We start from the raw sequence: 11552 nt of genomic DNA, 5'->3' as shown, positions 1-11552 counted from the left end.
CGCGAACTCACCCCCGGCCGCGAACTCACCATGCCCCTACGCCAACGCACCCGCGCCCAACAACACCACGCCACCATCACCACCGAACGCCACCGCAACCAACACCTCGACCAACACAACCCCCCACCCTTCTGAAGGGGCACAAGGCATCTCGCGTAGCTAGGGCAGCAGCCCCAATCGGCGCGCCTTGCTCACGGACTCGATCCTGGTGTGGGCGCCGAGTTTCGCGGCGGCGCTGCGCAGGTAGCTCTTCACCGTCTCGGGACGCAGCGAAAGGCGTTCGGCCGCCTCGGCATTGGTGCATCCCATCGCGACCTGGGCGAGCACGTCGAGCTCGCGTGGCGTGAGGTGCACGTCGGAATCGCCCTGCCCGGTCAGGCGCGCCGCGAGTCGTTGTAGCTCGTCGCGCATGCCGGGTTGGGCGTCGGTGGCCAGGCGCCGCAGCTCGGCGTGGACCTCGCGGATCAGCTCGGAGCCTGCGCCGGTGCCGGCGGTGGCGGTGGCATCCCGCAGCCGCAGTCGGCGGTCCACCTCGTCACGAATCCGGAGTTCCATGCCGATCCGTCGCGCGGAGGCGACCATCAGGTCCGCGGTGCGATCGCCGATGGGCGCGCTGGCCCGGTAGGCGCCGTAGAGCACCGCCCGCGCGTTGCCGTCCACCACCACCGGGACGGCGAGCACCGACTTGATGCCCTCGGTGAGCACGGGTCCGTCGTAGTCGTGGCTGATGCTGGCGGCGTTGCGATAGTCGGCGACCGACATCGGACGTCCGGCCACCATGCTCGCCCCGCCGAGGCCCGAGCTGGAGTGAACGGTCAGCCCTCGCAACCCAGCGGTCCTGGTGCCGACGAACTCGGTGAGCAGCAGCGCTCCCGCGTTCACCTCGCCGCCGAACAGCACCGGCACGTCCCCGACGGCGGCGATCGCCCGGAGTTCGGCGCGCAGCACGTCGGTGTCCCGCGGACGGAGCAGTGGGTGCGGCGACTGGAGCATGGTCACCCTCTTTCGGGGGTGGCGGGTGGATGAGTGTGACGTAGATCCTAGTCGGCATGGTCTCCAACATCGAAAGCGCCAACACCGGCTCCTACCGCGATGCGCGCGATCAGCTGGTCAATGTGATTGGCGACTACGACAAGGCCGTCGAGCAGTTCGCCTGGCCGCAGCTGACCGGCACGTTCAACTGGGCCACCGACTGGTTCGACGTCATCGCCTCTGCTCAGGAGACCGCCGACCGGCCTGCGTTGTGGATCGTCGAGCAGGACGGCAGCGAGCAGAAGGTGACGTTCGCGGAGATGGCGCGGCGCTCCGACCGGGTCGCGACGTGGTTGCGCGGCCTCGGAGTCGGTAAGGGCGACCGCGTCCTCCTGATGCTCGGCAATCAGGTAGAGCTGTGGGAGGCGATGCTGGCGGTCGCCAAACTCGGCGCGGTGATCATGCCGACGACGGCTGCGCTGGGGCCTGCCGATCTAGCCGACCGCGTCACCCGTGGCGGTGCGCGATTCGTCATCGCGAACCCTGCCGATACCACCAAGTTCGACGCTCCCGAGTTGGCTGCCGTCGCCGGTGACTGCATCCGCGTCGCGGTGGGTGAGGCGCCGGGCTGGCACCGCTACGCCGACGCCTACGACGCGGTACCCGACGGTCCGTTCGCACCGGGCACCGAGGTGGGCGACACCCTGCTGATCTACTTCACCTCCGGTACGACCAGCAAGCCGAAGCTGGTGGAGCACAGCCAAATCAGCTACCCGGTGGGGCATCTGTCGACGATGGCGTGGATCGGCTTGCAACCCGGAGACGTGCACCTCGCAATCAGCTCACCCGGCTGGGCCAAGCACGCCTGGAGCTGCTTCTTCGCGCCGTGGATCGCTGAGTCGACGATCTTCGTCTACAACTACGTCAAGTTTGACGCCGCCGCGCTGCTGGACCAGCTCCGGCGGGCCGGCGTCAACACGTTCTGCGCCCCACCAACGGTGTGGCGCATGCTGATTCAGAGTGACCTCGGTGAGCGTCCCGAAGGGCTGCGGGAGATCCTCGGTGCGGGTGAGCCGCTGAATCCCGACGTCATCGCCCGGGTGGAGCGTGCGTGGGGGTTGACCATCCGCGACGGGTTCGGGCAGACGGAGACCACGCTGCAGGTCGGCAACACGCCAGGTCAGCGGGTGAAGGCGGGTTCGATGGGCAGGCCGATGCCAGGCGTGCCGGTGGTGCTGGTCGATCCGGTGACCGGCGAGCTCGCGGACGAGGGCGAGATCTGTCTGGATCTCAGCCGCGCGCCGGTCAATCTCATGACGGGTTATCTGGATGACCCGCAGCGCAATTCGGCCGTCACGGCGGGCGGCTACTACCACACCGGCGACGTCGCGAGCCGGGACGCCGACGGCTACATCACCTACATCGGGCGCACCGACGACGTATTCAAGTCCTCGGACTACAAGGTCTCGCCATTCGAGCTGGAGAGCGTGCTGATCGAGCACCCCGCGGTCGTCGAGGCCGCCGTCGTCCCGCAGCCGCACCACACCCGGCTCGCGGTGCCCAAGGCGTACGTGGCGCTCGCCGACGGATGGGCGGCCGGTGCCGACACGGCGAAGGCGATCATGGAGCACGCCCGCGACCACCTGGCGCCCTACCTCAGGGTGCGGCGGATCGAGTTCTTCGAGTTGCCCAAGACCATCTCCGGCAAGATTCGCCGGGTGGAGCTGAGGAACCGGGAGGACGAGGCCCACCGCACCGGTACCGTCATCGACACCGAGTACCGCTACGAAGATCTGGTGGAGTGAACATGCAGTCCTACGATGCGGGTCCGACCGACGTCCCGGTGCTGGAGGAGACGATCGGCGCGAACTTCGAGCGGACGGTGGCGACGGCGCCGGACGCCGAGGCTTTGGTCGACGTTGCGCAGGACCGGCGGTGGACCTACGGCGAATTGAACGCCGAGATCGACACGGTGGCAAGGGGGCTCATGGCGCTGGGCATTGCGGTGGGCGAGCGAGTCGGCATCTGGGCGCCGAACCGGGCCGAGTGGGTCATCGTGCAGTACGCCACGGCGAAGATCGGTGCGATCCTGGTCAACGTCAACCCCGCGTACCGCACGCACGAATTGTCCTACGTGCTCAACCAGTCCGGGGTGCGCACGCTGATCTCGGCGACGGAGTTCAAGACGTCGGACTACGTCGGCATGGTCGACGAGGTCCGTTCGGGGATCGAGTCGCTGCGCGAGGTCGTGTTCCTCGGCACCGAAGATTGGACGGCACTGCGAGACCGCGCTGATGACGTGTCCGCGGGCGAGCTCGCCGAACGCCTCGCCGGCCTGAAACCCGACGACCCGATCAACATTCAATATACTTCTGGGACAACGGGATTCCCGAAGGGCGCGACGTTGTCGCACCGCAACATCTTGAACAACGGCTACTTCGTCACGGGGCAGATCAATCTGGGCCCCGAGGATCGGCTGTGCATCCCGGTGCCGTTCTACCACTGCTTCGGCATGGTGATGGGCAACCTTGGTTGCACCACGCACGGCGCGACGATCGTCATTCCGGCACCCGGTTTCGACCCGGGATTGACGCTGGCGGCGGTGGCGAAGGAGCGTTGTACCGCGCTCTACGGCGTGCCGACGATGTTCATCGCGATGCTCGGCCATCCGTCGCTTGCGGACACCGATCTGTCGTCGCTGCGCACGGGAATCATGGCGGGCTCGGTGTGCCCGGTCGAGGTGATGAAGCGGTGCATCAACGAGATGAACTTGACCGAGATGACGATTGCGTACGGCATGACCGAGACGTCGCCGGTGTCGTGCCAGACCCTCGCCGACGACGACCTCGAGCACCGCACGTCGTCCATCGGTCGCGCGCACCCACACGTCGAGATCAAGATCGTCGACCCGAAGTCGGGTGAGGTGTTGGAGCGTGGTGAACCCGGTGAGTACTGCACGCGCGGCTACTCGGTGATGCTCGGCTACTGGAATGAGGACGCCAAGACCGCCGAGGCCATCGACGCCGACGGGTGGATGCACACCGGCGATCTGGCGGTGATGCGGGAGGACGGCTACTGCAACGTGGTCGGGCGCATCAAGGACATGGTGATCCGCGGTGGGGAGAACGTATATCCGAGGGAGATCGAGGAGTTCCTCTACACCCATCCCGACATCGACGATGCGCAGGTCATCGGCGTCCCCGACCCGAAGTACGGCGAGGAGATCTGTGCCTGGATCCGGATGCGGGCGGGTCAGGATCCCATCGATGCCGACGCGATCAGAGCCTTCGCCGCAGGCAAGCTGGCGCACTACAAGATCCCGCGGTACGTCCGCGTCGTCGACGAATTCCCGATGACGGTGACGGGCAAGGTCCGCAAGATGGAGATGCGTGCGACCACCGTCGAGGAGTTGGGTCTGTAGCTTCCGGTGGCAGTGATGCCCCGCGAGTGCCATGGTTGAACCATGCACTCTGGAGCGACCCTGGGGCGGCGCGCGTGTGCCGCGCTGGCGGTCTGCTCGGCGGTTCTGCACGGTGTGATGGTCGGCGACGCCGCCAATCTCGCCGTGGGCGTGCTCATCGTGGGCATGGCGCTGGCGTGTCTGTACTGCGCGCGCGAACTGTGGGCGGCGGGTTCACCGCGGGTGTGGTGCATCGTCGCCGTGATGAACCTGGGCATGGTGGCGGTGCACTGGTCCATGCCAGGTCATCACCACGGCGAGGCCGTCACGATCGGTACCGCCAGCCCGATGTCGACGTTGATGATCGTGGCAACGGCTGCGTCACTGGTGGAGGCCGTGGTGGCCACCGCCGTGCTGTGGGTCATCACCCGGCGGCGTGCGGTAAGCCTTACGCCACAGTGGAATTGACGAGTTCGACAAGCTCGCTGGGTCGGCGCTCAGCGTAGGTCCGGCTCAGCCCTTCGGCGGGGTGAACTGGCTCAGCACGAACTCCGCCCCCTGTGGTTCGCGGACGGTCGCGGTCCTCGTCCACTCGGAGTCGTCGGTTGCGAGGACGGTGGCGCCGAGATCCTCCGCGGTGGCAGCGGACGTGTCGCGGTCGGCGACGGCGAAGGTCACCTGCCACAGTTCGGGGTGGCCCTCGGGGATCAGCCGCATCCACGCGATGACGTCTTCGAACGCCGCGGGTGTGCCCGCCTCCTCCTGCCGTTTCCTGATGTCGGGGTCGGCCGTGGCCGCGAGGTGGTCGCCGTAGCCGGGCTTGCGGACCACGGTGGCGTATCCGATGTCGTCGATCTCCCAGCCGAACATCGGCGCGTAGAAGGTGGCGGCCGCGTGCGGATCGGTGGTCTGGAGGTCGCTGAAGTTCCATGACCCCGGCGCGTTGACGAGTTGTGCGCCGAGTCGGTTGCGGGCCTGCCATAGCCGGAACTCGGCGCCGCGGGGATCGATGCAGGCGGCCATCCGGCCGCCGGGTCCGGCGTCGACGGGAGCGATCGTCACGGTGCCGCCGGCCGCCTCGACGGCCGCAGCGGTTGCGTCGGCGTCGTCGACGGCAAGGTAGGTGTGCCACTTGACCGGCTGGTCGTCGGAGTCCGGTGAGCCGATCGCGGCGACGTCCTCACCCTTCATGGTGGCGATCAGGTAGTGGCCGGGTGCCTCGGCGGGCATTGCGTCGGTGAACGTCCAGTCGAAAAGCCCCGCGTAGAACCGCTTGGCTTCGTCGAGGTCGTGGGCGACGGTGTCGATCCAGCTGGGCACGCCCTGTGGATACGTTCTCGGCTCAGATGCCATGGAGTCCTCCTCGCGTCCGGGTCATGGCCCCAAGGGTGCCCCGATCACCGATAGACCAATCCCGATAGCCGCGCCGCCAGTGCGCGACGGGCCATCGGGATGCGGCCGAGGACGCCGAGGAACAGGTTGCGCAGCGGGCGTAGCGCGCGGGGGAGCGTGGCGAGCCTGGTGAGCCGGTCCGTCAGCTCGACGACCTGGTGGGCGATGGGGCGGCGGGTCGCGGCGTAGGCGTCGAGGACGGCGTCCTGGCCACCGGACACGACGGTCGTCAGGGCCTCGGCAAGCGCGACGGCGTCCTGGACGCCGAGGTTCATGCCCTGACCGCCCGCTGGGCTGTGCACGTGGGCGGCGTCGCCAGCCAGCAGGATGCGCCCTGCACGGTAGGTGTCCGCCACGCGGTGATGGATTCGGAAGCGCGCCCCCCAGGTGATGTCGGTGACCGTGATGCCGCCTGGCCCGCGGGCGTCGAGCAGGTCTTGGACGAACGCCACGGACGGCGCCTCGGGTGCATCGTCGACCGGGGCGACGACGCGGAAGGTGCCGTCGGGCAGCGGCGCGACGACGGTGAGGCCTTCGCTGGCCCAGAACAGGCGCACCTCGTCAGTAGGTGCGTCACCGGTCAGGCATGCGTCGGCCAGCACGAAGGAGTGCTCGTAGGCGTCTCCGGTGAAGCCGATGCCCGCTTGTTCGCGGACCGTGCTGTGCATGCCGTCGGCGCCGACGACGTAGCGGGCGCGGACGGTGTCGCCATCGTCGAAGGTCGCAGTCACGCCGGTGGAATCCTGGACGACGGTGGTGAGCACCTTGGGCCTGGTGACGTCGCCTCCGAGTTCGCGGACACGGTCGAGGAGGAGGCGTTCGGTGGTCGACTGGGGGACCAGCAGCGTGAAGGGATAGTCGGTCGCCAGCCCGGCGAAGTCGATGGGGACGAGCACCTTGGTGCCGTCGCGGATCGTGAATCTGGGGACCTCGATGCCCTCCTTGAGGAGGCGGCGCGTTACGTCGATTCCCTCGAGCACTTCGAGGGTGCGGGCGTTGACCCCGGCGGCGCGCGAGGTGTTGGCCCCCTCGGTCTTGCGGTCGACGAGCGTGACGTGCACGCCATTGACCAGCAGCGATGCGGCGAGGGTCAGCCCGGTGGGGCCGGCTCCCACGATGAGGACGTCGGTGTCATTCACGGCGATCTCCTTGACCGGAACAAATGCCAACATCTGTTGGCATTTCCATGTTGCGCGCGCCGGTCAGAGAAGTCAACACCTGTTGGCCTACAGTCGTTGGCATGGGTAGGAAGGCCGACCAGACCAAGGCCGTGATCCTGGCAGCGGCCAGGGAGCGATTCGCCGAATCGGGCTACGAGGCCGCCACCATCAGAGCCATCGCGGCGGACGCCGACATCGATCCGTCGATGGTCATGCGCTACTTCGGCAACAAGGAACAGCTGTTCGCCGCGGCGGCGGAGTTCGATCTGCGCTTCCCGGACCTGTCGGACGTGCCCGAGTCGGAGTTGGGCAAGAGGCTCGTTGCCCACTTCCTCGCACGCTGGGAGGACGACGATGCGCTCGTCATGCTGTTGCGCTCGGCGACCACCAATCCCGACGCGGCGGACCGCATGAAGGACATCTTCGCCGCGCAGTTGTTGCCTGCGGTCGGCAAGTTCATCACCGACGACGCCCCGAAGCGGGCCGGCTTGATCGCCACCCAGATTCTCGGAATGGCGTTGTGTCGCTTCGTGTTACGGCTACCGCCGGTGGTGGCCATGAGCTCTGACGAGCTCGTCGAGTGGCTGGGCCCGACGTTGCAGCGCTACGTTACGGGTTAGCGTCCGGCCACCCGCCGAGTTCGATTCGTGTCTCGGGGCGGATCCGAGGGGCGAAGAAGTCGATGCGCCATGGCGATTCGCGTCGCTGAACACGTCGTGGGCCTCACCGCGGCCGATTCGCCGCAACGCGTCGTGTGCACCGGCGCCGAGCAGGCCCCGCCCGTCGAGGGCATGCAGCAGGCCGACGCTCAAGGCCCGGCCGGCACCGCGGGTGGCGCCGACATCGGCGTTGCGGCGGCTATGGACCACCGAACCGCCCCTGAAGTACCCGACGTAGCCACCCAGGTCGTCGGTCAACGCGATGATCGCGGGCCCACGCGCCATCACCCAGCGGACCGCATCGGCGTACCGTTCGCCGCGACGCAGTGCCACCAGGTCGCATTCGCTCATCGTGACGATGTCGCTGCACCCGATCAGAAACTCGATCGCGGTCCGGTCCGACGCGGACATGCCGTTGGCGGTGGAACCGACGTTCAGGTCGTAGCTGACCGTCGCGGCAGTGCGGTCACGCCTGGCCAGCAGCGTCGTCGCTTCAGTGGCAGCCTGTCCCCGCAGGACGGCACCCGATGACTGGACGTGCAAGTGGCTGTCCCGACGATCCGGCCCGGTGGACGTGAGCCGCACGTCGGGCGGCGTGCCGAGATACGCCGCAGGAAGGTGCTTGGCCGCCAGGGACGGGACGTCGATGACCGTCGCTCCGAGTCGTCGGAGGCGACGGGAGGCGTCGACGCACTGCCGCCCGGTGCCCCTTGGGACCCTGTGGCCGTTCACGACTGGTGCGGAGCCGTCGCCGATCACAATGAAATCAGTTCTCATGACTCTTCCCCACTTCGGTTCATCGGTGTGACCCCGAGCACACCAGCGCTCGCGTCCGCCGACATCGACCCAACGGGTGATCGAGGGGGTGGGTTCGGTGACGCGTCACGCCGCTGACGTCGCATGGCGGAGCCGCGGGCCGGATACCTACCCGATCGGGTGGGTCGTGAACGGTACCCAGAGGCTGACGAGCGGCGCCCCAGTCCGCGGGAACGGTCGTCGTCCTCGCCCGGCGGTTCGATCTCAGCGCTGAACCGTAAGGTGACCGCCGTCACGTCCGATGGGAAAACTTGCTCGTGGCACACGCAACGGTCGAGGAGGTGCGATGACGCGTGTGATCGATGGTCACAACGATCTCGCCTGGGCGCTGCGCCAGCGGTACGCCTCCGACCTCGACGCCGTCGACCTGACCGGGCTGGCGCCTGATTTGCACACGGACCTGAAGCGGTTGGAGGTCGGTGGCGTCGCCGGGCAGTTCTGGTCTGTGTACGTATCCCCGGAGCTCTACACCGGGCCGGCAGCCGTTGCTGCCACGCTTGAGCAGATCGACCTCGTGAGGCGCCTGGTGGCCCGCTACCCAGACCGGCTGATCCTGGCAACCGCCGCGGACGAGATTGAAGCCGCCGGCGACCGTGTCGCATCGCTGTTGGGCATGGAGGGTGGCCACTGCATCGACGGGTCCCTGGCGGTGCTGCGCATGATGCGTGAGTTGGGGGTGCGCTACCTGACCCTGACCCACAACAGGAATGTGCCATGGGCTGACTCGGCCACGGATGATCCAGTGCTGCATGGCCTTTCGGAATTCGGTGAGGATGTCGTCCGCGAGATGAACCGGCTCGGAATGCTGGTCGATCTGTCACACGTGTCAGCCGACGTGATGAGGCATGCGCTCCGCGTGACCGCCGCGCCCGCGATCTTCAGCCACTCGTCGGCCCGCGCCGTCTGCGACCACCCCCGCAATGTGCCGGACGACGTTCTGGCAACCTTGGCTGACAACGACGGCGTGTGCATGGTGACGTTCCTGCCCGCGTTCGTGTCACCACCAGTCGCCGAGTGGCACGCGCAGGCGAAGGCCGAGGCCCGACGCCGGGGCATCCAGAAGGGCGAATCCGCATACGACGTACTGATGGCGGCGCTCGCCGAGCAATCACCGCCCCCGGTGGCCACGTTGGCGGACGTCGTGAGGCACATCGAGCACGTGCGTGCGGTCGCAGGCATCGATCACGTCGGCATCGGTGCTGACTACATGGGCGGGGAGGCCATGCCCGAGGGCCTTGAGGACGTGTCGGGGTATCCGCGCCTCTTCGCCGCGCTTGGCGATCGCAACTGGTCCAGCGCAGACCTGGCCAAGCTCGCTGGTCAGAACATCCTTCGCGTGCTCAGGGCCGCCGACGCCGTCGCGGACCCCGACGGCTGACCGCGACGTGAATTCGCTGGAAGCACCGGCGATTTCACATTTCTTTGCTCGAAATGAATCACAAACGCAGAGGTATATGATCTACATCACAAGGTGCCCCGCAGTTCGGTAGGCATTTCCGAACTGCCCGCTCGGGCATCGACGGCGTCATCAATACAAGTCCAAGCACGTAAAGGTGGACCCGAATGACAGGTGCACGACTCGAAGTGTTGCCCCCCGACGCGAACAGACCCGCGATGTATGAAGCGTGGGAACGATTCGTCAAGGGAGAAGACGACGTCCGCGGCGTGCGGCCCGAGGTGGCGATCTCGTGGCAACGATGTCGGGACCATTACCGCGTCGACCCATTGCTGTCCGAGGCGCCTGCGGCGGTGACAGAGGTCGACCATTCGCTCGAACACGACGTGGTGTTCGCGGAACTGGGTTTTCGTGCCGCAGCCATCGTCCACGAGGTGTCGAAGTTCGGCATCGTCATCATCGCCGACGCCAACGGCAGGGTCCTGGCCGAGTGGGGCGACAAGGCCACCCTTGCCGTCGCTGCCGGGACTGGACTCGCTCCGTGGTACTGCTGGTCGGAGAGCGCGGTGGGCACCAACGGCATCGGCACCGCCCTCGGAACCCGAAATCCCTTGGTGATCAGGCGAGAAGAACACTGGTGCCAGGCCTTTCACGACTGGACCTGCGCAGGCATTGCGGTGCGGGACGTGGTGAGCAAGGAACCAATCGCGAGCCTCAACATCTCCACCTTGCGCAGTGACATGCCTGCGGCCGCGAGTGGGTGGTTGGCCAACGCCGCCGCGCACACCCAGAGCAAATTGCGCATGGTTGCCAGGGGCGGCGGCGCCGAACTGCTCGCTGCGTACAACCACGCCAGGACACGGTCGTCGGCCGCACTGGCGGCCGTCGACGTCGGGGGCAGGGTCGTGGTCGCCGACGAAATGGCGAGCATTCCGCTCGGCGTGCCGGGCAACTCCGCGGCCGTCGACCCGGCAGTGCGCTGGAATCCGCGGCTCCCGGCGTTCATCGAGGCCATCCGCTATGCCAGCAAGCAGGCGAGCAACGACCCCGACTGGACCGGCTCGACCCAGATCTTCACTCATCTCGCCGACGAACCGTCGCCGATCGCCATTCGCCCGGTGTTCCGGCACGGCAATCTGGTCGGACACTTGATCTCGTTCGGTGCCGCCGACGGTGAGCATTTGCCACGGTCCGAAGCGGGCGCGTACGCCGAATCGAGCTCGTCGGTCGAGGAGCCACCGCGCCGAGTGGTCGGGATCCGGGACAACCGGATGGTGCTCCTGCGATCAGAAGAGGTTCTGTTCGCCGAATCGGACGGCAACGACGTGTGGCTGTCCACCGACCGGGGCAGGATGCTGGCCGCCTCGCCCGGCCTGGACAAGCTCGACCACGAATTGACCAATGCCGGTTTCCTGCGGGTGCACCGCCAGCACATCGTCAACCTGAACCGTATTCGCGAGGTCGAACGTGGAGACAAGGGCGAGCTCGTCCTGATCATGGACGACCCCGACAACGCGATGGTGCCGGTATCCCGGCGAAACGTGCGCGCGGTGCGCCTCGCGCTCGGGATCTGAAACGTAGAGAGTCAAGAGGAAGGCCCGCCAATGCCGGTGAACCCTGACGCGTACGTCACCAGGACCTATGACAAGATCGTGCGCGAGCGCGGCTCGGCGAAGCGGCGCAGTTGCCCCGAGAAGCGCGGCGGCCGAGTCAAGGTCGAACCCATCCGGCGGCTCAACCTCAAGACGCTGGGAGGG

10 protein-coding genes are annotated in these 11552 nt (G+C 67.2%); 6 read left to right on the top strand and 4 right to left on the bottom strand.

The window, feature by feature from the left end:
* Positions 1-159 precede the first annotated feature (159 nt).
* Complete coding sequence (locus tag ABW137_RS08600) at positions 160-993, bottom strand: helix-turn-helix transcriptional regulator (RefSeq protein WP_526398874.1); 834 nt, start codon at positions 991-993, stop codon at positions 160-162.
* Positions 994-1049: 56 nt separating this feature from the next.
* Here ABW137_RS08600 and ABW137_RS08595 point away from each other — a divergent pair, with 56 nt between their 5' ends.
* From ABW137_RS08595 to ABW137_RS08585, 3 genes are read left to right on the top strand one after another with little or no spacing between them, the layout of a single operon-like run.
* On the top strand, positions 1050-2777 hold the full coding sequence (locus ABW137_RS08595) for an AMP-binding protein (protein WP_526398872.1): 1728 nt from the start codon (positions 1050-1052) through the stop codon (positions 2775-2777).
* A gap of 2 nt (positions 2778-2779) precedes the next feature.
* The gene (locus ABW137_RS08590; RefSeq protein ID WP_526398870.1) at positions 2780-4393 is read left to right on the top strand and encodes an AMP-binding protein; all 1614 of its coding nucleotides are present in this window, start codon (positions 2780-2782) and stop codon (positions 4391-4393) included.
* A gap of 42 nt (positions 4394-4435) precedes the next feature.
* Positions 4436-4840 carry a hypothetical protein gene (locus ABW137_RS08585; protein ID WP_526398868.1) on the top strand — a complete coding sequence of 135 codons (405 nt, stop codon included), beginning with the start codon at positions 4436-4438 and terminating at the stop codon, positions 4838-4840.
* A gap of 45 nt (positions 4841-4885) precedes the next feature.
* On the opposite strand, the gene ABW137_RS08580 is transcribed toward ABW137_RS08585, so the two are convergent.
* Both ABW137_RS08580 and ABW137_RS08575 read right to left on the bottom strand, forming a co-directional pair.
* A complete protein-coding gene (locus ABW137_RS08580; protein WP_526398866.1) occupies positions 4886-5725 on the bottom strand; it encodes a VOC family protein in 840 nt (279 codons plus the stop codon).
* A 44-nt stretch (positions 5726-5769) separates the two neighbouring features.
* Positions 5770-6903 (bottom strand): FAD-dependent oxidoreductase, encoded by a 1134-nt coding sequence (locus tag ABW137_RS08575; protein WP_526398864.1) that lies wholly within the window; start codon positions 6901-6903, stop codon positions 5770-5772.
* A 101-nt stretch (positions 6904-7004) separates the two neighbouring features.
* Here ABW137_RS08575 and ABW137_RS08570 point away from each other — a divergent pair, with 101 nt between their 5' ends.
* Positions 7005-7544 carry a TetR/AcrR family transcriptional regulator gene (locus ABW137_RS08570; protein ID WP_526398862.1) on the top strand — a complete coding sequence of 180 codons (540 nt, stop codon included), beginning with the start codon at positions 7005-7007 and terminating at the stop codon, positions 7542-7544.
* Here ABW137_RS08570 and ABW137_RS08565 read toward each other — a convergent pair.
* Positions 7464-8360: a hypothetical protein gene (locus ABW137_RS08565; protein ID WP_526398860.1), complete on the bottom strand. Its 897-nt coding sequence runs from the start codon at positions 8358-8360 to the stop codon at positions 7464-7466. The two genes, ABW137_RS08570 and ABW137_RS08565, sit on opposite strands and share 81 nt — an antisense overlap.
* A 325-nt stretch (positions 8361-8685) precedes the next feature.
* On the opposite strand from ABW137_RS08565, the gene ABW137_RS08560 reads away from it, so the two are divergent.
* Complete coding sequence (locus ABW137_RS08560) at positions 8686-9777, top strand: dipeptidase (protein WP_526398858.1); 1092 nt, start codon at positions 8686-8688, stop codon at positions 9775-9777.
* A gap of 185 nt (positions 9778-9962) precedes the next feature.
* On the top strand, positions 9963-11369 hold the full coding sequence (locus ABW137_RS08555; RefSeq protein ID WP_526398856.1) for a DNA-binding protein: 1407 nt from the start codon (positions 9963-9965) through the stop codon (positions 11367-11369).
* The last annotated feature ends 183 nt before the right edge of the window (positions 11370-11552 follow it).

Origin of the sequence: Mycobacterium sp., assembly GCF_040509115.1 — a bacterium.
Taxonomy (GTDB): Bacteria; Actinomycetota; Actinomycetes; order Mycobacteriales; family Mycobacteriaceae; genus Mycobacterium.
The sequence above is the reverse complement of the archived record's forward strand: the minus strand, read 5'-3'. Positions and strand labels throughout refer to the sequence as shown.